Origin of the sequence: Paenibacillus sp. FSL L8-0436 (assembly GCF_038593025.1) — a bacterium.
Taxonomy (GTDB): Bacteria; Bacillota; Bacilli; order Paenibacillales; family Paenibacillaceae; genus Paenibacillus_AQ.
In genome coordinates, this window is sequence record NZ_CP151955.1 from 169,304 (window position 1) to 195,496 (window position 26,193).

24 protein-coding genes, 1 tRNA gene and 1 other RNA gene are annotated in these 26,193 nt (G+C 47.9%); 23 read left to right on the top strand and 3 right to left on the bottom strand.

Annotation, left to right across the window (positions count from 1 at the left end; genetic code table 11):
- Positions 1-20: 20 nt before the first annotated feature.
- The 8 genes from rapZ (at position 21) to NSS79_RS00880 (ending at position 6,608) form a co-directional block, all read left to right on the top strand.
- A complete protein-coding gene (gene rapZ / locus NSS79_RS00845; protein WP_076113245.1) occupies positions 21-920 on the top strand; it encodes an RNase adapter RapZ in 900 nt (299 codons plus the stop codon).
- A gap of 57 nt (positions 921-977) precedes the next feature.
- On the top strand, positions 978-1,913 hold the full coding sequence (locus NSS79_RS00850) for a YvcK family protein (protein ID WP_179091833.1): 936 nt from the start codon (positions 978-980) through the stop codon (positions 1,911-1,913).
- A 42-nt stretch (positions 1,914-1,955) separates the two neighbouring features.
- Positions 1,956-2,885, top strand: a complete 930-nt coding sequence (gene whiA / locus NSS79_RS00855) for a DNA-binding protein WhiA (RefSeq protein ID WP_038584659.1) — start codon at positions 1,956-1,958, stop codon at positions 2,883-2,885.
- Between the two features lie 97 nt (positions 2,886-2,982).
- On the top strand, positions 2,983-3,252 hold the full coding sequence (locus tag NSS79_RS00860) for an HPr family phosphocarrier protein (protein WP_019914358.1): 270 nt from the start codon (positions 2,983-2,985) through the stop codon (positions 3,250-3,252).
- Positions 3,253-3,399: 147 nt separating this feature from the next.
- Entirely contained in the window at positions 3,400-3,627 is a 228-nt protein-coding gene (locus tag NSS79_RS00865) for a hypothetical protein (RefSeq protein WP_342437914.1), read from the top strand.
- Between the two features lie 126 nt (positions 3,628-3,753).
- The gene (locus NSS79_RS00870; protein WP_342437915.1) at positions 3,754-4,512 is read left to right on the top strand and encodes an SIMPL domain-containing protein; all 759 of its coding nucleotides are present in this window, start codon (positions 3,754-3,756) and stop codon (positions 4,510-4,512) included.
- Positions 4,513-4,747: 235 nt separating this feature from the next.
- Complete coding sequence (locus NSS79_RS00875) at positions 4,748-5,848, top strand: DUF4163 domain-containing protein (RefSeq protein ID WP_342437916.1); 1,101 nt, start codon at positions 4,748-4,750, stop codon at positions 5,846-5,848.
- Positions 5,849-5,969: 121 nt separating this feature from the next.
- A complete protein-coding gene (locus tag NSS79_RS00880; RefSeq protein ID WP_342437917.1) occupies positions 5,970-6,608 on the top strand; it encodes a GDSL-type esterase/lipase family protein in 639 nt (212 codons plus the stop codon).
- Between the two features lie 100 nt (positions 6,609-6,708).
- Here the strand turns inward: NSS79_RS00880 and clpP are convergent, their stop codons facing one another.
- Positions 6,709-7,305: an ATP-dependent Clp endopeptidase proteolytic subunit ClpP gene (gene clpP, locus NSS79_RS00885; RefSeq protein ID WP_342437918.1), complete on the bottom strand. Its 597-nt coding sequence runs from the start codon at positions 7,303-7,305 to the stop codon at positions 6,709-6,711.
- 191 nt (positions 7,306-7,496) lie between these two features.
- Positions 7,497-7,571 (bottom strand) — tRNA-Arg (locus tag NSS79_RS00890).
- Positions 7,572-7,903: 332 nt separating this feature from the next.
- On the opposite strand from NSS79_RS00890, the gene NSS79_RS00895 reads away from it, so the two are divergent.
- The 15 genes from NSS79_RS00895 to NSS79_RS00965 all read left to right on the top strand — a co-directional run bounded on the left by NSS79_RS00895 (position 7,904) and on the right by NSS79_RS00965 (position 25,083).
- Complete coding sequence (locus NSS79_RS00895) at positions 7,904-8,956, top strand: sugar-binding domain-containing protein (RefSeq protein ID WP_342437919.1); 1,053 nt, start codon at positions 7,904-7,906, stop codon at positions 8,954-8,956.
- A 116-nt stretch (positions 8,957-9,072) separates the two neighbouring features.
- Positions 9,073-10,083, top strand: a complete 1,011-nt coding sequence (gap, locus tag NSS79_RS00900; protein ID WP_342437920.1) for a type I glyceraldehyde-3-phosphate dehydrogenase — start codon at positions 9,073-9,075, stop codon at positions 10,081-10,083.
- A gap of 110 nt (positions 10,084-10,193) precedes the next feature.
- A complete protein-coding gene (locus NSS79_RS00905; RefSeq protein WP_342437921.1) occupies positions 10,194-11,375 on the top strand; it encodes a phosphoglycerate kinase in 1,182 nt (393 codons plus the stop codon).
- Between the two features lie 33 nt (positions 11,376-11,408).
- A complete protein-coding gene (tpiA, locus tag NSS79_RS00910; RefSeq protein WP_342437922.1) occupies positions 11,409-12,164 on the top strand; it encodes a triose-phosphate isomerase in 756 nt (251 codons plus the stop codon).
- 2 nt (positions 12,165-12,166) lie between these two features.
- Complete coding sequence (gene gpmI, locus NSS79_RS00915; protein ID WP_038584686.1) at positions 12,167-13,711, top strand: 2,3-bisphosphoglycerate-independent phosphoglycerate mutase; 1,545 nt, start codon at positions 12,167-12,169, stop codon at positions 13,709-13,711.
- A 58-nt stretch (positions 13,712-13,769) separates the two neighbouring features.
- Complete coding sequence (eno, locus tag NSS79_RS00920; protein ID WP_038584689.1) at positions 13,770-15,056, top strand: phosphopyruvate hydratase; 1,287 nt, start codon at positions 13,770-13,772, stop codon at positions 15,054-15,056.
- Between the two features lie 226 nt (positions 15,057-15,282).
- Entirely contained in the window at positions 15,283-15,717 is a 435-nt protein-coding gene (tnpA, locus tag NSS79_RS00925; protein WP_342437301.1) for an IS200/IS605 family transposase, read from the top strand.
- 208 nt (positions 15,718-15,925) lie between these two features.
- On the top strand, positions 15,926-16,189 hold the full coding sequence (locus NSS79_RS00930; protein ID WP_038584692.1) for a hypothetical protein: 264 nt from the start codon (positions 15,926-15,928) through the stop codon (positions 16,187-16,189).
- 148 nt (positions 16,190-16,337) lie between these two features.
- A complete protein-coding gene (gene secG / locus NSS79_RS00935) occupies positions 16,338-16,571 on the top strand; it encodes a preprotein translocase subunit SecG (RefSeq protein ID WP_038584695.1) in 234 nt (77 codons plus the stop codon).
- Positions 16,572-16,815: 244 nt separating this feature from the next.
- A complete protein-coding gene (gene rnr / locus NSS79_RS00940) occupies positions 16,816-19,710 on the top strand; it encodes a ribonuclease R (protein ID WP_342440281.1) in 2,895 nt (964 codons plus the stop codon).
- 385 nt (positions 19,711-20,095) lie between these two features.
- Positions 20,096-20,575, top strand: a complete 480-nt coding sequence (smpB, locus tag NSS79_RS00945; protein WP_038584698.1) for an SsrA-binding protein SmpB — start codon at positions 20,096-20,098, stop codon at positions 20,573-20,575.
- A 193-nt stretch (positions 20,576-20,768) separates the two neighbouring features.
- Positions 20,769-21,133, top strand: a transfer-messenger RNA (tmRNA) gene (gene ssrA, locus NSS79_RS00950).
- Positions 21,134-21,549: 416 nt separating this feature from the next.
- Positions 21,550-22,305, top strand: a complete 756-nt coding sequence (locus tag NSS79_RS00955) for a DUF5986 family protein (protein WP_342437923.1) — start codon at positions 21,550-21,552, stop codon at positions 22,303-22,305.
- A 24-nt stretch (positions 22,306-22,329) separates the two neighbouring features.
- Positions 22,330-23,526: an XRE family transcriptional regulator gene (locus NSS79_RS00960; protein ID WP_342437924.1), complete on the top strand. Its 1,197-nt coding sequence runs from the start codon at positions 22,330-22,332 to the stop codon at positions 23,524-23,526.
- Between the two features lie 336 nt (positions 23,527-23,862).
- Positions 23,863-25,083, top strand: a complete 1,221-nt coding sequence (locus tag NSS79_RS00965) for an IS256 family transposase (protein ID WP_342436647.1) — start codon at positions 23,863-23,865, stop codon at positions 25,081-25,083.
- 522 nt (positions 25,084-25,605) lie between these two features.
- Here NSS79_RS00965 and NSS79_RS00970 read toward each other — a convergent pair.
- The gene (locus NSS79_RS00970) at positions 25,606-25,815 is read right to left on the bottom strand and encodes a hypothetical protein (protein WP_342437925.1); all 210 of its coding nucleotides are present in this window, start codon (positions 25,813-25,815) and stop codon (positions 25,606-25,608) included.
- Positions 25,816-26,193: the final 378 nt, after the last annotated feature.

A 26,193-nucleotide genomic window follows, 5' to 3' on the forward strand; every position in this document is an offset into this window, starting at 1 on the left:
TTTAGGGAGGGGACGCTTTAATGACCGAATTGGAGCAATCTCCGTCGGCTAGTGCCACCCTGATCATTATTACGGGTATGTCGGGTGCAGGCAAGACCATTGCTGTACAAAGCCTGGAGGACCTCGGGTTCTTCTGTGTCGATAATCTGCCGCCGGTGCTGATCCCGAAATTCGCCGAGCTGATAGAGCAGTCGAAGGGGAAAATTGCCAAAGTGGCGCTCGTAATTGATCTGCGGGGGCGGGAGTTTTTTACGGCTTTGTCGGAGTCGCTGGCCTACATCAAAAACGAGTCAACCATCGGCTGCGAGATTCTGTTTCTGGATGCAACGGATTCTGTGCTTGTCCAGCGCTACAAGGAGAGCCGGCGGCATCATCCGCTGGCTCCCAAAGGGATGCCGCTTGACGGCATCCGCCTGGAGCGCCAGATGCTGGAAGAGCTGAAGGATTCCGCTACACTGTGTCTGGACACCAGCAGCATGAAGCCGGTGCAGCTGAAGGAGAAGATCGTATCGCGGTTTTCGCATCTTGGAAAAAGCACACTCTCCGTTAACATTACCTCGTTCGGATTCAAGTATGGCATTCCGATCGATGCAGACCTCGTATTTGATGTCCGCTTCTTGCCTAACCCACACTATGTGGATCAACTGCGGCCCAAGACTGGCCAAGACAGCGATGTCTACGATTATGTAATGAAATGGCCTGAAACGCAGACGTTTCTGACCAAGCTGCTGGATATGCTTCATTTCCTAATTCCGCAATACCGCAAGGAGGGCAAATCCCAGATTATTATCGGCATCGGCTGCACAGGCGGCAAACACCGTTCGGTAGCGATCGCGGAATATTTGGGCAAAATGCTTGGAGTTAGCGAGACGGAATCCGTAGCGGTTAGCCATCGGGATTCCGAGCGTGATCGGCATTAACGAGAGAAGGGATCATTAGTGGCTGAAGAACAAGGGCAGCGTCCGCGTATCGTCGTGATGGGCGGCGGTACCGGTCTGTCTGTCATGCTTCGCGGTTTGAAGGAAAAGCCGCTTGATATTACGGCTATAGTTACTGTAGCGGATGACGGGGGCAGCTCCGGTATTCTGCGCAGCGAGCTGCAAATGCCGCCGCCAGGCGATATTCGCAATGTGCTCACGGCTATGGCTGATGTAGAACCGCTGATGGCGGAGATTATGAAATACCGCTTCAGCAGCGGAGAAGGACTGGCCGGACACAGCCTCGGCAATCTTATTCTTGCAGCGCTTACGGATATCTCCGGTGACTTTGTCACCGCTGTCCGTGAGCTTAGCCGGTTGTTCGCCGTTCGCGGCAGAGTGCTGCCGGCTGCGGGGCACGCTGTGGTGTTGCATGCGGAGATGTCGGACGGCACGATTATTACCGGCGAGTCCAAAATCCCGGAGGCCGGCGGACGGATCAAACGCGTCTTTCTGGAGCCGGCTGATGTGGAACCGCTGCCGGAGGCGCTGGAAGCCATCCGTAATGCAGATGCCATCCTCTGCGGCCCCGGAAGCCTGTATACCAGCATTCTTCCCAACCTGCTGGTGCCGAAGCTGGCGGAGGCCATTGTGGAATCCGAAGCGATTAAGATCTTTGTCTGCAATGTGATGACCCAGCCTGGTGAAACGGATAATTACACGGTCAGTGATCATCTTCAAGCGGTATATGATCATGTAGGCCTGCACTTATTCGATTACGTTATTGTCAACGACGGGGAGATTCCAGAGCAGGTTCAGGTCAAATATGCGGAAAAAGGCGCCCGACCGGTGCTGCTTGACCGGGATGTGCTGGACGGCAACGGTTATAAGGTCATTGCGGATAAGCTGGTCTTATTCAAGACTTATCTCCGGCATGACACGAATAAACTCAGTCACCATATTTACCAGTTAGTGAAGGACTGGAAATCCAGATAGTTCTGGTTTGATTTTTGGATGAACATGAAAGAGGTGAGCCCCTTGTCTTTTGCGGCCCTTACAAAAAAAGAGCTGACGATGGTGGAGAGCCAGCCTTGCTGCGAGAAAGCGGAAATGTCAGCGCTGATCCGAATGAATGGTTCGGTGCAGCTTTCGAGCAAAAAGGTAGTTCTCGACATTTCGACGGAAAACGCCGCGATTGCAAGGCGGGTATATTCTTTGCTTAAGAAATATTACCAGGTCCATATCGAGCTGCTCGTGCGTAAAAAAATGCGTTTGAAGAAGAATAACGTTTATATCGTAAGAATCCCAAACCGTGTTCAGGAGATCCTGAAGGATTTGCGGATTGTTTCCGAAGGTTTCATCTTTACCGATGGGATCGACAAGGAAATCGTCGGTAAGAACTGCTGTAAGCGCGCATATCTGCGTGGTGCATTTATGGCGGGGGGATCGGTCAACAACCCGGAAGGTTCTTCCTACCATCTGGAAATCGCCTCCATGTATGAGGAGCACTGCAAAGCGCTGGTGGATCTGGCTGGGGAATTTCACCTGAACGCCCGCTGCATAGAGCGCAAGAAAGGCTTTATCCTATATATCAAGGAAGGCGAGAAAATCATTGAGTTTCTCAGTCTGATTGGAGCGCATCAAGCGTTGTTTAAATTTGAGGATGTGCGGATTATGCGCGATATGCGCAACTCTGTGAACCGGATCGTCAACTGTGAAACGGCGAATTTGAACAAAACGATTGGCGCTGCGGTGCGGCAAATTGAGAACATCAAGCTGCTGCAGCGTGAAGTGGGGCTGGAAAGCCTGCCGGATAAGCTGCGCGAGGTCGCTGAAATCCGTTTGGCACACCCGGACATCAACCTCAAGGAAGTGGGCGAGATGCTGAAGGGAACGGTCAGTAAATCCGGTGTAAACCACCGTTTGCGCAAAATTGACGAGCTGGCTGATAAGGTTCGGGGAAGCTGATTATTTTTTTTCTAGTGTGGATGAGGTTATAATGATATAATATTATAAAATTAATGTGAAATTTTTGGGCAGATCTCAAATAGGGGGTAAGCGTTTCATGACAAAGCACCCGGTAGTTGTACGGTTGAAGACGGGGCTCCACGCTCGGCCGGCAGCATTGTTCGTGCAAGAAGCTAACAAGTTTTCGTCGGAGATTTTCGTGGAAAAAGACGATAAAAAGGTTAACGCCAAAAGCATCATGGGCATTATGAGCCTGGCGATCAGTTCCGGCACGGAGATTTATATTAGCGCGGATGGCGCCGATGCGGATCAAGCTGTAACCGCTTTGACTAGTCTTGTAAGCAAGGAAGAGCTTGAGAACCAATAATTTTGCAAGGTCTTACTTATTCGTACACCAGAAACGTTGCTGCTCTCCCTCTCCGGGAGACAGGCAGTTTAAAAAGCCCCTTTGCGGGCTTTTTTTATTACCTTGTTTAGGAAATTTGAATTTGATGAAATTACAAGGAGAATGAGCATGCACAATCAGGTGACTTTAGCAGAGCCGACAGTAGAGCTGGCGCCGCAGTACTTGGCATTTTACGAAGAATGGCTGGCAGGTGGAGAGATATTCGTCCCTTGGGTAATTGGCATTGATCCCACCGACTTCGCGGCTATGGTCCGGTATTTGCAGGATAACGCGGATGGCGTAAATCTTAAAGAAGCAGCGCAAGGGATGATCCGGAGGTTTTGGCTCGAGACGTGAAATGCAGGCAGAATGTAACCTCTGCAAATTTTTTCTTCAAAAGCTTTAGGGGATATGCAACTTTTGCCAAGCAGTTCCGTCTAGAGGGTACCAACAATTTTTGGAGAATGAAAGGGGATGGCAAGGATGAAGAAATGGGGCAAAACAGTCGGTACCGTATTGCTGGCGGGAAGTTTATTGGTAGGGGGTACGGCGTTAAGCGGAGTGCTTCAGGCTCCTGAAAAGGCTTACGCTGCTGAGGACGTGCAGAGAAATGTCGTTAGTGTTGTAGGTAAAGGCGAGCTTTCGATCAAGCCGGATATCGTGTATCTGTCGATCGGCGTCAGCACTTCTGCTGCAACAGCTGAAGAAGCACAGAAGTCGAATGGAGCCAAAATCACCAAGCTGACCAACCTGCTGAAAAAAACCTGGGGTATTGCGGATAAGGACATTCAGAGCACCCAATTTTATGTGCAGCCTAATTATGCCTACACTGAAAAAGACGGTCAACAGGTTAAGGGTTATAACGCCCAGCACACGCTGCAAGTCTCTTACCGCGATCTGACTAAGGTCGGGGGACTGCTGGATGCCGCTTCTACAGCGGGGGCGAACAACATCGGAAGTGCACGGTTTGCCATCGAGGATCCTTCTGCATTCGAAGCACAGGTTATTGAGAAAGCAATGGCTAATGCAGATGTGAAGGCAGCCGCGATTGCCAAAGTGGCCAAACGCAGTCTGGGCCAGGTCGTTACGGTTATCCAGAATGACGACGGTAATAACCCGGTTGTCTATATGGAGAACGCCCAAATGTCCAAAGCATCGGCCGATATGGCTGCAGGCACTTCGGTTGAAGCGGGAGAGGTTAAAGTATCCACCCAGCTTAGTGTAATGTACGAGCTGAAATAAGAAAGCGGCGGGTGAGGCGTTGCTTCCGCTGTGATGGCGGAGGCAACGCCTCTTTTTGCTTTTGAAGTACAGAAGCAGGTGTGAAATCTCTCAATTTGTTTAAAGTAATGTAATAAGACTCGTAATATTTGCAGGGAAACTTTAAGAAACTGTAAGGAACGTTGTAACAACCACGGTTGCTGTTTATCTTATAATGGGAAGAGTCAATATCGTACCAGCGGAAGGGGAAAAAAGTATGAAGTATATGTCGAAAGAACAAGCCCGTAAATGGGGCGCAGGATTAATGGCGGCAGGATTGCTGCTGGGCGGAGCTCTTCTGCCTGCAGAGACGAGCCAGGCCGCAGCGGCCAAGACACAGGCTAAGGCCAATTCATCACTTGTTGTATTAAAAACAAACGGAATGATTTCACAGCATACCGGGATTGTAAGCGCAGGGAAAGTATGGGTGCCGGTTGCTTTTATGCGTGATACTCTGGGTATGCCGTTGACTTATGATAAAACGGAGAAAACGTATACGGTCGGGAGCGGAATTACACGAACCAAGCTGATGGTCTCCGATTACGGCACCTCCATCTCGGTCAATAATTATTTTCTGGGAGAGTATGAAGGCAAGATTATAAATAACCGACTGTATGTTCCCTTTGATCTGCTCAGCGATTATTTGGGATATAAGGGGGATTGGAATGCTGCCTCCGGACGGTTAAATGTGATAAAGAAAACACAAAATCCGATTACGGTAACGACTGAAACTTACAGCAAGGACTACAAGGACGCACCGATCAAGCTGGATTACCCGCAAATCAGCGGTTTGGACAATGCCAAAGCGCAGGCAGCGATTAATAATACCCTTAAGCAGACGTTCCTAAAGTATGCGGAAGGGGCTGAGAAAGAAATTGCCATTAAAGCCAAAGATGACCGCCCCTATGAATATGAAGGAGGATATGTGGTTACGTACAATCAGGACGGGGTGCTCAGCCTTGTGACCAGCCAGTATGGGTATACCGGCGGCGCTCATGGAATGACCTACCGCAATGCCTTTACCTTCTCGCTCAAGGACGGAAAGCAGCTATTGCTTAAAGATTTATTCGGTGCCAACCCCAACTATAAAAAAGAGCTTAATGCAAAGCTGGCGAAGCTGCTGAAAGCAGATGGCGGGTATCTTGGCGGCTTCACCGGCCTGAATACGGAGAAGGATTTCTATTTGAAAGACGGCAAGGCAGTACTTTTCTTCCAGTTGTATGAATACACTGCATATGCTGCCGGATTCCCTGAGTTTACTTTCACATTCAAGGAACTGCTCCCCGGCGGAAGCAGTCCATTTGCCGCATTGAAGTAAATACAGTGACCTGACTGCGAATCCGCCAATGCCGGCTACGGACATTTCTCCGTTACCGGATCACCTAACCGTTCATAAGCTAAAGGAGAAACCAGCTTAGGAGCGGGGAGGGAAAGTAACGATGAGTATTCAGTATACGGCGATTGGCGATTCGTTAACGACAGGATTTGGAGCTCTGCCGGGCAATGGGTTTGTTCCGGTCTACCGCCGGATGGCAGAGGCACGGCTGCGGGTACCGATCGAATTATCCAATTTGGGAGTCAACGGTTTGACCACAGATGGATTGGAGCAGAGACTGAAGGGGGATTACAACTATCGGCTTGCCATCAGTGAGGCCGAATTGATTACGATGTCCATTGGCGGCAACGATTTGATCAAGGCGGCCAAAGCGGCGGCCGGCCGGCCGGCCGATCTGGCTCCGGTTCTGCAAAAAGCGCTCCGGGAATGCAAGCGTAATTTGAATGACATTATGGGCACGCTTTCGCAGTTGAAGGCGGGCATGCGGAGACCCTATATTATTAGAATAGTAGGACTGTATAACCCCTATCCCCAGTTGACGGAAGCGACGGATTGGGTGCGGCAGTTTAACCGCTATGCTGCGGTATATAGCAGCCCGGTATGCCGGTTCGCCTCTATATATAATGAATTTGCCGGCAACGAGCGGGGGCTGCTGTCAATAGATCATTTGCATCCTAACGGAAGAGGTTACCGTGTTATCGCCGGGAAACTGGACACGTTGGGGTATGGGCGTCTGGGGTAATTCTTCATCAATAGAATAATGTACCTGGACTATAAAACAGCAAAAGAGGCTGGCGGGGATCACTTAGTGGTCCCAACCAGCCTCTTTGTTGTTGCATGTATTAAACGCCGGCAGGCAGCGTCTTCTCGATAACTTTATCGACAATACCATATTCAGCTGCATCAGCTGCAGTCATGAAATAGTCGCGGTCGGTATCCTTTTCGATCCGTTCCAGCGGCTGTCCTGTGCGCTCGGACAGAATGCGGTTCAGCTTGTCGCGCAGCTTGAGGATGCGGCGGGCGCGGATTTCGATGTCCGTTGCCTGACCTTGAGCACCGCCCAGAGGCTGGTGAATCATAATTTCGCTGTTAGGAAGTGCAAAACGTTTGCCTTTGGCACCGGCGTTCAGCAGGAAAGCTCCCATCGATGCGGCCATACCTACGCAAATCGTCGATACATCCGGTTTGATGTACTGCATTGTATCAAATATAGCCATACCCGCTGTAATGGAGCCACCAGGGCTGTTTACATACAGGTGAATATCCTTCTCCGGATCCTCGGCAGCCAGAAACAGCATTTGCGCGATGATGGAATTGGCTACCACGTCATTAACCTCCGTTCCAAGGAAAATGATGCGGTCCTTCAGCAGGCGGGAATAGATGTCATAAGCGCGCTCACCGCGGTTGCTCTGTTCTACTACCATAGGAATATAACTCACGTGGAAAACCTCCTTGAATTGGTTCTTCGAATGTGTTCATTTTTACTGTTACCGTATTAACCACATGATAAACAAATTCAAACAAAAAGTCAAAGAAAGTCAAACTTAGTTGCAAAAAAAGAGCCATCACCTGGCTCTTTGGTTAATCATTAGTATGGGTGTTGCTAAATTATAGACAAATAAGAAAATAATGGCGCGCCCGCCAAGAATCGAACTTGGATCTCAGGCTTCGGAGGCCTACGTCATATCCATTGGACCACGGGCGCAACAGAAATTATTATAATACACTTATTATGCAAATGCAATGGATTCATCCTGCTGTTTGAAAAATATCTTTTCCCGGATGTCTGTGGCCTCATTTTTAGTCCGGCCGGAAGTATACAGCTTGGGCGTTTGTGCGGCCAGCACAAGACTTTCAGCCCCTTACATGGCTTGGCAGATGTATAAGATGAAAAGAGGTTGAGAATTATACTCTCGGAAGACTTGCACTCCGCGTAATATTTGGGTAGAATATGGGTGGGACTTAAAAAGTTAACCCGGGACATTTTAAGACCACGAACAAGGGAATAGAGAAAGACGAAGTTGCAGGAGTGAAAGCATGCGTAATTTATTAGAAATCCAAAAGCAGCTTCTGCCTGATCTCATGGAAACCCTTAAGAGACGGTACACGATTCTACATCAGATCATGCTGTCCGATATTATCGGACGCAGGACGCTCGCCGCTTCGCTTGATATGACTGAGCGGGTACTGCGCGCCGAGACGGATCTTCTGAAATCGCAAGGGCTCATTGAGATCGAGAGTGTCGGCATGCGCATCAGCGATGCCGGGCGCAGACTGCTTGACCTGCTGGAGCCGATCGCCAAGAGCTTGTTCGGCCTGGATGATCTGGAAGAGAAGATTCGCTCAACGTACGGTCTTAGTAAAGTCATAGTAGTGCCTGGCGACTGTGAGACATCGCTGTTTACCAAACGTGAGCTGGGCCGGGCAGGCGCCAAAGCGTTGCTGGGTGTGCTCCGTGCAGGCGATACGATTGCTGTCACCGGCGGCTCGACACTGGCCGAAATGGCCGATCAGCTGACACCGCCGTTATCCCATTCCTATAAGAACGCCTGGATTGTTCCGGCGCGCGGAGGACTTGGGGAAAGTATGGAGATTCAAGCCAATACCATTGCTTCGACGATGGCCAAACGGCTTGGAGCCAATTACCGGCTGCTGCATGTACCTGATCTGCTCAGCGGAGATGCTTATCAATCACTGGCGCTAGACTCCAATATTGGAGAAATCGTGCAAATTATCCGCAGATCGCGTATTATTGTTCATGGAATTGGCGATGCCATTGAAATGACCCACCGCCGTAAGCTTGATGAGACTACGGTCTCGGAAATACAGGAAGAAGGCGCGGTTGCCGAATCGTTCGGCTACTATTTCAATGAAGACGGCCAGGTTGTCCATACCATGCTGACGATGGGACTGCGACTGGAGGATATTATCCGGACGGAAGTTGTCATCGGAATCGCCGGAGGCAAACGCAAGGCGAAGGCCATTCATGCGATGCTGCGGTTTGGGCAAGAAGACATACTCGTCATAGACGAGGCAGCGGCTGTCGAAATCGGCAAAGAAATCGACGCACAAATACAGCAGGCCCTATAGCATCCAGTTTCTGGAGAGCATTCGCAGTTATTTTGCATTATACTTAACATTGTTGTCTTGACAAGCTTAACGGCCTGTCTTGAATAAATAAAACGAAATCTAGGAGGAACTATTCAATGAGTGTAAAAGTTGGTATTAACGGTTTTGGACGTATTGGACGCCTTGCATTCCGCCGTATTCAAAATGTAGAAGGTATCGAAGTGGTAGCAATCAATGACTTGACTGATGCTAAGATGCTTGCTCATTTGCTTAAATATGATACAACTCAAGGTAAATTCCAGGGTGAAGTTGAAGTTCACGACGGATTCTTCAAAGTAAACGGCAAAGAAGTTAAGGTTCTGGCTAACCGTAACCCTGAAGAACTTCCTTGGGGCGACCTCGGTGTTGACATCGTGCTGGAATGCACAGGTTTCTTCACAACTAAAGAAGCAGCTGAGAAACACTTGAAAGGCGGAGCTAAGAAAGTAGTTATTTCCGCTCCAGCTACAGGCGACATGAAAACTGTCGTTTACAACGTTAACCATGACATTCTGGATGGTACTGAAACAGTTATCTCCGGCGCATCTTGCACAACTAACTGCCTGGCTCCAATGGCAAAAGTGCTGAACGATAAGTTCGGTATCGTTGAAGGCTTGATGACAACTATCCACGCTTACACTGGTGACCAGAACACTCTTGATGCTCCACACGCTAAAGGCGACTTCAGACGCGCCCGTGCTGCTGCTGAGAACATCATCCCTAACACTACCGGTGCTGCTAAAGCCATCGGCCTGGTTATTCCAGATCTGAAGGGCAAACTTGACGGAGCTGCTCAACGTGTGCCTGTAGCTACAGGTTCCCTGACTGAGCTGGTTACTGTTCTTAACAAGAGCGTTACTGTTGAAGAGCTGAACGCAGCAATGAAAGAAGCTTCCGATCCAGAAACTTACGGATACACTGAAGATGAAATCGTATCTTCCGACATCAAAGGTATGACTTTCGGTTCCCTGTTCGATGCAACACAAACTAAAGTCCTGACTGTTGGCGACAAACAACTGGTTAAAACTGTTGCTTGGTATGACAATGAAATGTCCTACACTGCACAACTTGTTCGCACTTTGGAACACTTCGCTAAACTTGCTAAGTAAGATCGTTTTTATATAAGCAGCATCTATAGAGCGGAAACAGAAGTTCCTTGTTTCCGCTCTTTCTAAATGGATTCGTGAGTGAACCAATATGGGTGTGGAGGAAACTAATCATGAACAAAAAGAGCGTCCGTGATGTAGAAGTAGCAGGCAAACGCGTATTCGTACGCGTCGATTTCAATGTGCCAGTGGAAGACGGTAAAATCACTGATGATACACGTATCCGCGAAACACTTCCAACGATTAAATACCTGATCGAGAACGGTGCAAAGGTCATTCTGGCCAGCCATATGGGCCGTCCAAAGGGTCAATTCGTTGATTCCATGCGCCTTACCGGTGCTGCTGTACGTCTGTCCGAGCTGCTCGGCAAACCAGTTGCCAAAGCTGATGAAGCGATTGGCGATGCTGTTAAAGCACAAATTGCTGAACTGAACAACGGTGATGTGCTTGTGCTTGAGAATGTCCGTTTCTATCCGGGTGAAGAAAAGAACGATCCTGAACTGGCTAAGCAGTTCGCGGAACTGGCTGACCTGTTCGTCAACGACGCATTCGGCGCAGCTCACCGTGCACATGCTTCGACTGAAGGCATCGCTCACTTCCTGCCGGCTGTATCCGGTCTTCTGATGGAGAAAGAATTGTCTGTTCTGGGCAAAGCTCTTTCGAACCCTGAGCGTCCTTTCACTGCCATCATCGGCGGTTCCAAGGTTAAAGACAAGATCGACGTTATCGACAACCTGCTGACTTTGGCTGACAATGTACTGATCGGCGGCGGCCTTTCCTATACATTCACTAAAGCCCAAGGCTTCGAAATCGGAAATTCCTTGGTAGACAACGACAAACTTGATGTCGCTCTTGGATTTATCGAGAAGGCTAAAGCACTGGGCAAAAATTTCGTGCTTCCGGTTGACGTAGTTGTAGCCGATAAGTTCGGCGCAGATGCCAACACCAGAATTGTTGATACAACTGACATTCCTGCGGATTGGGAAGGTCTGGACATCGGTCCTAAAACTCGTGAAATTTATGCCGATATCATCAAAAACTCTAAGCTGGTTGTATGGAACGGACCTATGGGTGTATTCGAAATCGACATCTTTGCTGAAGGTACAAAGGCTGTAGCACAGGCTTGTGCAACAACCGAAGGTTACACTGTAATCGGTGGCGGTGATTCCGCAGCTGCAGCAGAGAAATTCCACCTGGCTGACCAAATGGATCATATCTCCACTGGCGGCGGCGCATCACTCGAGTTCATGGAAGGCAAGGCACTTCCTGGCGTAGAAGCACTGAACGACAAGTAAGACGTAGAAGGTAGAAGGAGGCAATCCATTACTATGAGTAGAACACCTATTATCGCCGGGAACTGGAAGATGTTCAAAACCGTTCCGGAAGCAGAAGGCTTCATCGCTGAAGTCAAAGGCCAAGCAGAAGTAGCAGGCGTAGAGACTGTTGTTTGCGCTCCATTTACTAACCTGCCAGCACTGGTAGCAGCAGTAAAAGGCACAAGCATCAAGATCGGTGCACAAAACCTGCACTTCGAAGATAACGGCGCTTATACAGGCGAAATCAGCGGTGTAATGCTGAAGGACCTTGGCGTTGAGTATGTTATCATCGGGCACTCCGAACGTCGCGCTTATTTTGGCGAAACGGACGAAATCGTGAACAAAAAGATGCATGCGGCATTCCGTCACGGCATTACTCCAATTGTTTGTGTAGGCGAAAAGCTTGAAGAGCGCGAAGCTAATCAAACAAAAAATGTGTGCAAAGTTCAAACCGAAGCTGCATTTGCCGGTCTCAGTGCCGAACAGGCTGCTCAGGTCGTTATCGCCTATGAGCCTATCTGGGCGATTGGCACAGGCAAATCCTCCACTTCCCAGGATGCCAACGAAGTTATTGCTTATATCCGTACCCTTGTAAAAGGTCTGTATGATGAAGCAACTGCTGAAGCTGTGCGTATTCAATACGGCGGCAGTGTGAAGCCTGAGAATGTAACGGAGTACATGAGTCAAAGCGACATCGACGGTGCTCTTGTCGGCGGTGCCAGCCTGCAGCCAGCTTCCTTTGTTTCACTCGTTGAGGGGGCGAAGTAAGAATGTCAGCACCAAAACCTGTAGCGTTAATCATCATGGACGGTTTCGGTTTGCGCAATACGACTGAAGGCAACGCTGTTGCTCAAGCCAACAAGCCTAACTATGACCGTTACCTGAAACAATATCCGAATACCACACTAACTGCTTGCGGTGAAGCTGTAGGTCTGCCGGAAGGACAAATGGGTAACTCGGAAGTAGGACACCTTAACATCGGTGCCGGACGTATCGTATATCAGGATTTGACCCGGATTGACAAGTCTATCCGTGACGGAGAATTTTTTGATAACGAAACGCTGGTGGCTGCTGTAAGAAACGCCAAATCAACCGGCAAAAAGCTTCATCTGTATGCGCTGGTCTCCGACGGAGGCGTACACAGTCATATCAGCCACCTGTTTGCCATGCTTGATCTGGCCAAGAAAGAAGATATGCACGAAGTGTATATTCACGCATTCATGGACGGCCGCGATGTACCTCCTGACAGCGGACAAAAGTTCGTTCAGGATCTCGTAGCCAAGATTGAAGAGGTTGGCGTAGGTAAGATTGCTACGGTATCCGGACGTTACTTCGCAATGGACCGTGACAAACGCTGGGAGCGTGTAGAGAAAGCCTATCGTGCTATGGTATATGGCGAAGGCCCGAAATATACCGATGCCCTGCAGGCGATCACAGCCTCCTATCAGAATTCCGTGTATGATGAATTCGTTGAGCCTAGTGTTATCGTAGACAGCAATGACAAGCCGGTTGCGGTAGTGGAAAGCGGCGATTCCGTTGTGTTCCTGAACTTCCGCCCTGACCGTGCGATTCAGCTGTCCCAAGTCTTTACCAACTCGGATTTCCGTGGTTTTGACCGGGGTCCTTTGTTCCCGCAAGGTCTGCACTTCGTATGTCTGACTACATTCAGCGAAACGGTGCAGGGCTTCGTGGCCTACTCACCGAAGAACCTGGATAATACCTTGGGTGAAGTGCTGGTACAGCAGAACAAGAAGCAATTACGTATTGCGGAAACTGAAAAGTACCCGCATGTAACCTTTTTCTTCAGCGGCGGACGCGATGAAGAGCTTCCTGGGGAAACCCGCATCCTGATCAACTCTCCTAAAGTAGCAACTTATGATCTTCAGCCTGAGATGAGCGCATACGAAGTGGCGGCGGCCTGCGTAGCGGAAATCGAAGCGGATAGACAAGATGCTATTATCCTTAACTTCGCAAATCCTGATATGGTTGGACACTCCGGCATGCTGGAGCCAACAATCAAGGCTGTTGAAGTGACGGATGAATGTGTGGGTAAAGTTGTGGATGCCGTTGTAGCCAAAGGCGGCGTGGCAATCATCATTGCCGACCACGGCAATGCGGATATGGTATTTGACGAGAACGGACGTCCGTTCACGGCTCATACTACTAACCCGGTTCCTTTCATCGTAACTACCGAAAATGTTGTACTGCGCGAATCCGGTATCCTTGCCGATGTGGCACCGACGATTCTGGATCTGATGGGACTTCCGCAACCAGCGGAAATGACCGGACAATCCATGATCGCCAGCCGTAAATAAGCAGGATTTAAGCTTTACCATCACTACCAAAACCCATGATAAAAGGAGATTAACTTACATGACTATTATTTCTGATGTGTACGCTCGCGAAGTCCTCGACTCCCGCGGTAACCCTACTGTAGAGGTTGATGTTTATCTGGAATCCGGCGCTAAAGGCCGCGCTATCGTTCCTTCCGGCGCTTCCACTGGCGCTCATGAAGCTGTAGAGCTTCGTGACGAAGACAAAAACCGTTACCTGGGCAAAGGCGTTCTGAAAGCTGTTGAGAACGTAAATGAAATCATCGCTCCTGAAGTAATCGGTATGGACGCTCTTGACCAACTGGGCATTGACAAATTGATGATTACTTTGGACGGTACTCACAACAAAGGCAAACTCGGCGCTAACGCAATTCTGGCTGTATCCATGGCCGTAGCCCGCGCTGCAGCAGCAGCTCTGGATGTACCTTTGTATGTATACCTGGGCGGATTCAACGCTAAACAGCTTCCAGTACCAATGATGAACATCGTTAACGGCGGCGCACATGCCGACAACAACGTAGACGTTCAAGAGTTCATGGTTCTGCCAGTTGGCGCACCTAGCTTCAAAGAAGCACTGCGTACAGGTGCTGAAATCTTCCACGCTCTGAAATCGGTACTGAAAGCTAAAGGCCTGAACACAGCAGTTGGCGACGAAGGCGGATTCGCTCCTAACTTCACTTCCAACGAAGATGCATTGTCCTCCATCATGGAAGCTATCGAAAAAGCCGGTTACAAACCAGGCGTTGACGTATTCCTTGGTATGGACGTTGCTTCCACTGAGTTCTTCAAAGATGGCAAATACCACCTGGAAGGCGAAGGAAAATCCTTCACACCAGCTGAATTTGTTGACCTGCTCGCTTCTTGGGCTGATAAATACCCAATCATCACCATCGAAGATGGCTGCTCCGAAGATGACTGGGAAGGCTGGAAATTGCTGTCCGAGAAACTCGGCAACAAAATCCAACTCGTTGGCGATGACTTGTTCGTAACCAACACTGAGCGTCTGGCTAAAGGTATCGAAGAAGGTATCGGTAACTCCATTCTAATCAAAGTTAACCAAATCGGTACTTTGACTGAAACTTTCGATGCTATCGAAATGGCTAAACGTGCAGGTTACACTGCAGTTATCTCTCACCGTTCCGGTGAATCCGAAGACAGCACCATCGCTGATATCGCTGTGGCAACCAATGCCGGCCAAATCAAAACAGGTGCTCCTTCCCGTACAGACCGTATCGCTAAATACAACCAATTGCTTCGTATCGAAGATGAACTGGGTGAATTGGCTCAATACAACGGCCTGAAATCCTTCTACAACCTCAAAAGATAATTATTTTTGAGTCAAGCTTTTCAAAGAGTCTGCCGGTTTCCGGCAGGCTCTTTTTTATTATGGCTTTAGCCAGTTGAGTGCGTGAAACGCGCGAAACAAAAAACCACCCGCTATGCGGGTGGAGGGAACGAGGGTTTGACCACCAAGACCATTCCGATAGAATTGAGATGTTCAGGCTCAATGGAAAGGAATGGTCAAAGATGGCAAACAAGAGCTATAGAAGTGGATGTGCAAATACCATATCGTGTTCACCCCGAAGTATAGACGGAAAGAAATATATAATCAAGTAAGGAAAGATTTAATCGAAATCTTCAAGCGTTTATGTAAATACAAAGGAGTCGAGTTCATAGAGGGACACATGATGCCAGATCACGTGCACCTGTTGGTCGCGATACCGCCGAAGATCGCCGTGTCCACGTTCATGGGATATCTGAAGGGAAAAAGTTCGCTCATGATCTTTGAGAAGCACGCTGGACTAAAGTATAAGTATGGGAATCGAAAATTTTGGGCGGAAGGATACTACGTGAGCACGGTGGGTTTAAATGAAGCCACGGTAGCCAAATACATCCGTGAACAAGAAGCACATGACCAAGCCATAGACAAATTGAGTGTAAAAGAATACGAAGATCCATTCAGTGACAAAAGGAACAAAAAGAAATAAGCCCGTTTAACGGGTAAGTGAAGATGACAAATTACACTGAGCCTGAACAAATGTGTGGTCAGGCTAGCGTCTTTAGGCGCAGTTTGGCAACGAGGGGTTATACCCCTAGAGCAAACCACCCGTTGGACGGGTGGTCCTGATTTGAAATTGCATCTGCCACTCTGAATAGGTATTCTATAAATGTAGATAATTGGAAGGAGTGGATTGAATGAATGCTATTGTGGCCGGGATTGCGATTGGAATACTGATTGTAATCATAAGCTTAGTTTTTACACGAATCCGGGGACTGCATTCCGGGCTCACGTTTTATCCGGGGATTGTCGGCTTGGTTGGCGGTGCAATCTTGCTCGTGCTCAGTTTTTCAGTGATTGGGCGCTGGGAAGGGATTGCCTATGCCTTTATGTGTGTTCCTATCATTGTGATTTCCGCGCTGTTATTGCTGACTCTTACGTTTTTCAGGAGACAGGCATAGGAGATTGACACCCGGTATCTCCAAACTAGATTCGTAGTCAGAAGGTTGTATTCATACGGTAGCTATGATAAAATAAAAATGCTGTTTATGAAACGTAAAACCTAATTTAGCATAGATAGTGATGCTTGGACGTAGGAGGTGGAAGTGAATGGATATCTTTTTGAAAGTAGTTCTCCTGATTTTTTCCGTCGGTCTGATTGCGGTCGTTCTTCTGCAAAAAGGGAAAAGCGCAGGTCTCTCCGGTGCCATCTCCGGCGGTGCTGAGCATCTTTTCGGTAAAACTAAAGCACGCGGTATGGAGCTTGTACTGCAGCGTGTAACGGTTGCACTGGCAGCTGGATTCTTCATTATGGCGATCGTTGTTGCCATTGTAGTTGATTAGGACGTCTACAATAAGCCTTCGCACTGTTCTGAATAGAATGGGGCGTGGGCTTTTTTGGTGCAATTTTTTGGACTGCGTTAACTTTGTGATAATCATTACAGGGATGCTCTGGATTGATTTCGTGTATACTAGGGTATGAAGTATATAAAGGTAAATTTTACTTGAATGATTTCGGGTGAAGCAGGACAAGACATACATATATGCCAGCAGCGCTTAAAGGCTGCGGAGGGCCGAGGTGACTAACTTGATAACACAGGAAATATTGCTTGATTTTATGCGGGAGACCGCTTATAAACCGCTCACTTATGACGAATTGGTAAGCCACTTCGAGTTGCATGATAGCGCGTCGTTTAAAGCGTTCGAGGATTTGCTGCTGGAGCTTGAACAGGACGGGAGAGTCGTGCTGACCCGGAATGCCCGTTATGGCGTGCCGGAACGGATGGATTTATTGCGCGGACGGCTGCAGGCACATGCGAAGGGGTTTGCTTTTCTAATCCCGGACGACCGTGATCATCCCGACGTGTATGTACACGCCAACGATTTAAAGGGTGCGATGAACGGGGATATCGTACTGGTGCGTGTTACTTCGAAAAGTCCGTCCGGCGGGCGGATGGAAGGCGAAGTGGTGCGGATCGTGAAAAGAGGTGTGCTCCAGACTGTTGGGGTATTCCAAAGCCTGGAGACCTACGGTTTTGTGCTGCCGGATGACAAGCGGATTAACCGCGATATCTTTATTCCGAAGCAGTCCTTTATGGGAGCGGTCGACGGCGAGAAGGTTGTGGTCCGCATTGTAAATTATCCGGAAGGCCGCGCTGCGGCTGAAGGGGAAATCATTGAAATTCTGGGGCATAAGGATGATCCGGGTGTTGATATTTTATCCGTAATCCGTAAGCACCAGCTGCCTGAGGCTTTTCCGTCTGAAGTGATGACCGAAGCGGAGCAGGCGCCGGATTCCATTACCGATGAAGAAATTATCCAGCAGGGACGCCGCGATTTGCGCGGGCTCAACATTGTCACCATCGACGGTGAGGATGCCAAGGATCTGGATGATGCGGTCAATGTGGAGCGGCTGGAGAACGGGCATTACAAGCTGGGCGTTCATATCGCCGACGTCGGCTATTATGTGCGCGAAGGTTCGGAGCTCGATAAGGAAGCTTATGACCGCGGATGCAGCGTGTATCTGGTGGACCGGGTAATTCCGATGCTGCCGCACCGTCTCTCTAACGGGATTTGCAGTTTGAACCCGCAGGTGGACCGGTTGACGATGTCCTGTGAGATGGAATTTAATGAGCATATGAAGGTCGTGAAGCATGATGTCTTTACGAGTGTAATCCGCACCAAAGAAAGAATGACTTACTCCAATGTCCGTAAAATCGTGGAAGACGAAGATCCGGAGCTGCTGGAGCGGTACAGTCCGCTGATCGAAGATTTCCGTCTGATGAAGGAACTGGCCATGAAGCTGCGCGATGCGCGGATGCGGCGGGGAGCGGTTGATTTTGACTTTGAAGAAAGCAAGATCATCGTCGACGAGAACGGCAAAGCTGTTGATATCGTAAAACGTGAGCGTTCAGTAGCCGAACAAATTATCGAAGAGTTCATGCTGGCGGCCAATGAGACGGTAGCCGAACATTTCCACTGGCTAAAAGTGCCGTTCCTCTACCGGATACATGAAGATCCGGACCCGGAGAAGCTGCAGAACTTTATGGCCTTTGCCGCCAATTTCGGCTACCACGTTAAGGGACGCGGCAATTCTGTCCACCCGCGCGCGCTGCAGAGCCTGCTGGAGGACATTCAAGGCACCAAGGAGCAGACAGTCATCAGCACAATGATGCTGCGCTCCATGAAGCAGGCTAAGTATGATGCGGAGAGCACGGGCCATTTTGGACTTGCGGCGGAATACTATTCCCACTTCACATCGCCGATCCGCCGGTACCCGGACCTTGTCATTCACCGTGTGATGCGCGAGGTGATCGAGAACGGTGGAGCCCTAAGCCAGAAGCGTCATGATTACCTGTCCAGCCGGATGCCTGACATCGCGCAGCAGTCCTCTGAACGCGAACGCGTAGCAGTGGAAGCAGAGCGTGATACGGAGCAGCTGAAGAAAGCGGAATATATGCAGGATAAGGTCGGCGAGGAATTCGAGGCGATGATCAGCAGTGTAACCAGCTTCGGCATGTTCATCGAGCTGGAAAATACCGTCGAAGGTTTAATCCGTCTCAGCGCGCTGAGCGATGATTACTACCACTTCGACGAAGCTCATATGGCGCTCATCGGGGAGCGCACCTCCAAGGTGTTCCGTATCGGCGATGAGGTGAAGATCCGCGTCGCCAAGGTCAACATGGACGACCACACGATCGACTTCGAGCTGGTCGACATGAAGCCGCGTGCGGCAAGCGAGCACCGCAGCTATAGCGGACGCGGCGGTAAAGGCGGCCGTCCGGGTGCCGGCGGCTTCAGCAAGCCGTCCGGTGGAAAAGCCGGCGGCAAGGGCCGCACCGGCGGTAAAGGCAAGCCCGGCGCTGTCGGCGCGGGCAAGGGCAAGTCCGGCGGCGCGCTGAACGCCGGCAGAGGCAAGTCCGGCGCGGTGGGAACCGGCGCCTGGGAAGCGCCGCGCACAGACGCGGCGGCTGGTAACGGCGCGCCTGCAGGCGGACGCGCTAAACGTGGCAGCGGCGGCCCTGCAGAGGCCGCACGCCGGGCTTACGCCGCCCTGAACGGCGAAGCGGGCGGCAGCAGTGCGCCGCGCGAGCGTAGCGGCGGGGGACGTGGCCGCGGCGGAGAGGCCGGAGGCGGTGCCGGGGGACGCGGCATCAGCTTCGGCTTCGGCTCCGGCAAGGGCGGCTACGGCGCGCCAGCCGGCGGCGCAGGCGAGCAAGGTGCAGGCGAGCTGCGCGGCGTTGACGCGAACACCCGGTTCAGCAGCCGGGAGGATCGCGGGTTCGAGAGCCGCAGCGGAAGCACAGAAGGCAAAAATAAGGGCCGCCGCAAGAAGAACAAGAGCGGCGTGTTCATTGGCCCTTCCGTGACTCCAGGCAACGTGGAGACCTCCGACAAGGTAGCTGCCAAGCGCAGTGACAAAGGCAGCAATGCGGAAGGCGCAGTACGCCGAAAGAAAAAGAAGAAAAAACCTCAGGAGTAAGCTGAGATGATGAAAAGCGCTGTTCCCCGTGAAGGGAGCAGCGCTTTTTTACTAATAACGAATTTTATGTTCGGGGTCTCCCGCAAAAGGAATGCATAAACTTCCAAGATCAAAGTCTCCCTACACTGGGATTAACGCCATCTCCACTTATATCCTAGCATGTAATTTCTATTTATCCATCATATTGTATATAAATCACCTCCAAAGCGGGTCTTACTGACATACATATGTCAAAATGCCTGATGGTGAATGGGCGCTGCTTCCTTGCGTTCCCCGGAGCGCTTTTGATACAATATAGATCTGACGTTTGGATAATCAAACTTACCTGCTTGTTAAGGCGATCTGATTATCTCTGCCTAGGAATACGATTCAAGGAGTGACTCTCATGGGTAAAAAAGCAGACGGGAAAGTGCTCGCCCAGAACAAAAAAGCTTCCCATGATTATTACATCGAGGACACTTACGAAGCAGGCTTGGTGCTGACCGGCACAGAAATCAAGTCGCTGCGTAATGGGCGCGCGAATATTGGCGATGCTTTTGCGACGATCCGAAACGGTGAGATTTTCGTGCACAACATGCATATCAGCCCTTTTGAACAAGGGAACCGCTCCAATCCTACCGACCCGACGCGTACGCGCAAGCTGCTGATGCATAAAGAGCAGATTCACAAGCTGCTGGGACAGTCCAAACGTGAGGGTTTCACCATCGTGCCGCTGAAGGTGTACGTCCGCAATGGATACGCCAAGCTGCTGATCGGCCTTGGTAAAGGGAAGAAAGAGTACGACAAACGCGATTCTGCCGCAAAACGTGATGCTCAGCGCGATATTCAGCGTGTGCTGCGCGACAAGCAAAAGATCGCAAGATAGGCCCGGGCAGGAGATTGCCCAATGTTCCAGATTCCCCCTTCAATTCCTTTAACCTTCGTGTTAAAGTGTTGATAAATGTGCTATACTGTGTAAGTAAAGCTTAATGCTTCTATGCAGTCTTCTTGAAGAAGAGACTGTGGATCGGATCACTTTTGCTCGCTGGTCCGCTTAATCCGAAGCGCCCTTTTAATGAGGGGCCGTTCTTGGATTCGACGGGGGTAGTTCGAGCATGAGTAGCGAGTAGTGGGGACGCGTCCGCTTCATCAACGCTAAAGCCTATTAAACGGCAAACAACAAACAAACTACGCTTTCGCAGCCTAAGAAACTGTGTGCGTGCTTCTACCCTGCATCGCCCATGTGACAGGGATAGGGGCTAACAAGTAGTGGGATACGCTGTCTCATCTCCGCCTGCGGTGAGCTGAAGAAGACAATCAGGCTGACCCGAAGGGGACCCGGTTACGGGGGGCTTCTAGGGTGACATCAAATCCGTGACTACACTCGTAGAAGCTTATGTGCCGTTATCTTCGGACAGGGGTTCGAATCCCCTCGGCTCCATATGGAGTATGAGAGAGTACCTTAATTGGTACTCTTTTTCATGTTTTCAGGAGATAATCAGGGGTGCATTGTGGTTGAAAAGCCTTGATAACACTAGGTTTCAGCTAGAAGGATGATAAATTACGCCGCCTCTGGTTTTACTTCGCTCTAGCTTTATGTTTACAGAGGTTGAGAAGTTCCTCAGTGATGTTGACTGGATGTGCATTCTCCGTAACAATTGACTACGACAGTTACCCAAAGAGGCAAGTAACGAGGGTTCTTGGGAGGCAGTGAATGATCATGGTTGGCAGATATATAATTTAAGAAATAGCCAATAATTCTGAAATAACTTTAATAAAATTAAAAAAAATCATTTTCATTGGTGCGATTTTGAAGTAGACTAAAGAAGAATTGTTATATCATGAATAGGAGCGATTAATTTGGAACAATATAAGTTTAGCTCTGAGAATAACAAAATGATTGTTGAAGCTATCGTTGAAGGCTATCGGGATTACATTGAACATCGTAAGGATAGGAAAGCTAAGATGAAGATAAGTTCTGCTTTTGCTTGGACTAAAGGTAATTTCATTGAAAGCAAAATTGCAGAAGAGTGTGTTGATTACGGTTTTAGGTATAGAAAATCAAAAGCAGGCTTAACATGGGACTATCTTCAATTCATTCATGGTGAGTCTAAGATTCTTTTCCTGGTTAAGAATGCAACTTATTTTAATGAAAAATGCTTTTCGCAATCTAAATTACCAGCGAATAGAGGTAATAAAGGATCTCACCGGACATACTTACATGAATTGTCTAAAATCAATAAAGATGTGGAGTTCTCAAAATTTCAACCTGTTGCAGAGGATGGTGAATTAGCCGCGAGATACGAACAACTTTCGTTTTTCGTTTCTGAGAACCAAGTAAAAGAGGAATTGGAAGATTTCCAATCATCGTTTACTGAATTTCATATCCTAACATATACGCTAGATGAGGCGTATCAAATTTCTGAAGTGAAAAATTATTTACCTAATCCAACTGACAATGTGGCATATTTAGTTGAAGACTTGTCTGATTTTATATTTGGTGCAGAGTTAACTAATGAGGATCGAGAAGTGGTAGCACCAGAAATGGGCGAGGAAATCATGGATCCAGCAGCTTATGATATCGGGATATTGGAAGAGGATCAACAAGCTGAGTAGTTAAGAGGTAAGGAGGGGGCAAGAATGTTCATTGGTGAGAATCTTACCAATTTACGAATCATGCATGGATATTCTAGAAAGCAGCTCTCTGAAATGTTAGATGTGACAGAACAAGCGATTTGGCAGTATGAAAATTCGTATACATCACCTAAAGTACAAATTGTAAACGAGCTAAAAAGAATATTTAAGGTGAAGAGTAAATATTTTTATACTCGGGATATGGTATCGCTTTACAATGTGGCATCGAATATCGAAGTTATGAATATTGCTTATCGTTCAAAGATCATAAATACATTTTCAAAGACGCAATCGGAAGTAAAACATGTTGAATTTTTAGATGCATTTGTAGAGCAAATTACAGCTAAGATCAGTCTTCCAACCTTGAATATTGTTCAGTTAAGAGATGAAGTAGTAGATTATCTAAACAGCACAGACGACGACAGGATGATTCAAATCAATAAAATGGCCCAGTTAGCGCGAAAGAAGCTGGGCTTTTCACATGACACAAATGATGAACTAATGTATTTAATTGAAAAAAGTGGCATTTTTATATTTGAAAAAGCAATTGGTGAAGATATTGATGCATACAGTTTATGGACTCAAAAAAATAGAGCTTATATTATTTTGGGAAATATAAAACAATCCGCTGCAAGAAGAAACTTTGATCTCGCACATGAGTTGGGTCATTTATTGCTTCATTTTCGAGTTGAGTTTGCAAACTTAGATAGGAAAGAACATAAACATTTTGAGAATGAAGCTAATTTATTTGCAGGAGCATTTTTGTTGCCTGAAAAAGAATTTATCAAAGATATAACGGAAGTTATTGCTATTACAAATCCAGATTCGTACTTAGAATTAAAACGAAAGTGGAAAGTATCATTACAAGTGTTAGGTTATCGAGCTTATAAACTAGGTATTTTTGAAGCGAAGGATCATCGTAATTTCTATGCTGCATTACACAGAAAGAATTATCTAAAGGTTGAACCATTGGATAAATCAATCCCACTCCAGAAGCCCATGAAAATTAAAACGATTATTGATTTTTTGGCAAACAGGAAACTTATGGATATTCGTCAAATGATAGAAAAGGATTGGACGGTTGAAGTATCTTTTTTCAAGCAAATGACAGGGCTAGATGGTGAGTTTTTTGATAAATATGTAAGTAGTGAGTTGGAATTTGATTTGCAGAAAGTTATTACGATTCCTAATAGAAATCAATAAAAAACAAAGTGGTTTTTATAAACAAAGCACGTTAAACCATGCATAGTTAGATTCAGTTATCTTTCGTGTATGTAGGTTTACATGTGGAGCAAATCAGTTCGAAGTTTATGAGAGCGGGGGGCTTCTAGGGTGACATCAAATCCGTGACTACACTCGTAGAAGCTTATGTGCCGTTATCTTCGGACAGGGGTTCGACTCCCCTCGGCTCCATATGGAGTATCACCAAAAAAAGCGACCGTTAAGGTCGCTTTTTTTGATTTATAGAGTCTGTAAAATATATTGTGTAAACTCTCAAACCCATTAAAATGGAAGTAAGAGAAAGGTTGGGGAGAACACATGGGACTTTGGTCAAAACAGCAACTTCGGGAATTCATAAAGGAGAACAATCTGGTCACCGCTCAAGATGCACAGAATGCCTTGAAAGACCTGTTTGCAGAGACGATACAGGAGATGCTGGAAGCCGAAATGGATACTCACTTAGGCTATGGAAAGCATGAAGTAAAGGCCAAACTCACTCCAAATAGTCGCAATGGAAAGAGCCGCAAAACGGTCGTCAGTGAGTACGGTGAACAGGAAATCGCTATCCCTAGGGACCGTCTGGGTGAGTTTGAGCCACTTGTCGTCAAGAAGCATCAGTCGAACGTAACGGGCATCGAAGAACAAATCATTGCCCTGTATGCCAAAGGCGTCAGTACAAGAGAAATCCAGGATCATCTAGGACAGATGTATGGCATTGAAGTCTCTCCTACGCTCATTTCCAATGTCACGAACAAGATTGTTCCTCTCATTAAAGAATGGCAGAACCGGCCTCTGCAGGGCGTCTATGCGGTCGTCTATCTGGACGCCATCCACTTTAAAGTCAAACAAGACGGGGCCATTATCAACAAGGCCGCCTACATGGTCATTGGCATTGATTTGGACGGAAACAAAGATGTGCTGGGCATGTGGATCGGGGAGAACGAGTCCTCCAAGTTCTGGCTGAGCGTGCTCAATGAGCTGAAAAATCGCGGGGTGGGGGACATTCTCATTATCTGCGTGGACAACCTGTCCGGGTTCTCTCAAGCGATTGCAGCCTGCTACCCCCAAACTGAAATCCAGAAGTGTATTATTCACCAGATCCGCAGTTCCACACGGTACGTGTCGTACAAGGACATTAAGAAGGTGACCGCCGACTTAAAGCCTATATACAAGGCCGCTACTGAGGAAGGCGCCTTGCTTGAACTCGACCGTTTTGAGGAAGTCTGGGGCGCTAAATATCCTCTTATTATCCGTTCCTGGCGGACAAATTGGGACGAACTTGCTACCTTTTTCAAGTACCCGCCTGAGATCCGCAAACTCATCTACACCACCAATATGATCGAGAGTTACCACCGCCAGCTACGCAAAGTAACGAAAGGAAAAAGCATCTTTCCTACGGATGAGGCATTGCTGAAGATGCTCTATTTAGCTACCGTTGACGTCACTCGGAAATGGACGGGACGTGTACAAAACTGGGGGCAAATGCTGCTCCAGTTGTCCGTCTTCTTTCCTGATCGGGTCGGTCAACACTTGCGTTAGATTCGCGACTTCCCCCTCGGGGGAATCTATGCTTAAAAGCGTTTACACAAAAGTATTGACAGACCCGATTTATACCCTAATCTGGACACAATGGGCTTCAATAATATTGGATAATTCCTTAAGCGTAAATTTATGATTAACCATATCTACCGTGAAATCTTCAGCTTTCTTCGTATCCATCTCAAAGGTCAAATTATTGAGCTTTAAATAAACAACAAGTGCTGTAAAGGCAGACCGTTTATTACGTTGTGAAATGAATGGTTTTAGCCTAATGATTCAAACAGTGCAGCGGCTTTTTCAAGAACAGCAGAACAAGCTTCATCCCTAAAAGCGGAAGATTGCGGGCGAAAGACTGCCGATTCGAGTAACCCGGTGTCTTTTACACCAATTTGTCCTTCAGGGCTATACCGTTGAATCATTGCTAGATTAATGGCAATTGCATCTTGTATGGATAGATAGCGAGTTAGCATCCTTTAACTTTAAGCCCACGTAATGTCTGATCGTATTTATGCATAACGTCTGTCAAAGAATCCATGAAGTCCTTGCTGATTCTATTAGGCAATGCGACTTTATTTGATTTTCTGATAATAATCCCCCCATCGCTTCGTTTACATCAATAAGAACAGTATCCCCTTGATCTAGTCCTATCTGCTTTAAATCATCTGTCATAGTAATGCTGAGGCTATTTCCAAACTTTGAGACTTTACGTTCCATTTCGATCACACTATTCATTGGAGTTCCTCATAACCAATATATATTACGGTCACCCTGAGCTTGGCTAATGTCATGTCCCTTTAAATATAAAAAAAGTTGTTGCAATTTATATGTAATATGTTTACACTAAAAGTAATAAATTGGAAAAAACGAAAAAACGCGGACGGTTGTGAAGTGTTTCACAAAAATCACCTGAGGTATGTAAGTGATGGTAGGGATTTATTTGCAACATCTGCTTTTGAGAAAAATTATACATAGTATTGCCCTCATTAATTCAACTGATATCTGGAAACCCAATAGAGGCTTGGCACCAAAGAAAGACGAAAAGTTAGCTTGTACCAGTTAGAGATCCCGCTTTTGTGGAAGGGCAATTATGTAAGGTGGTGGTAGATGTTA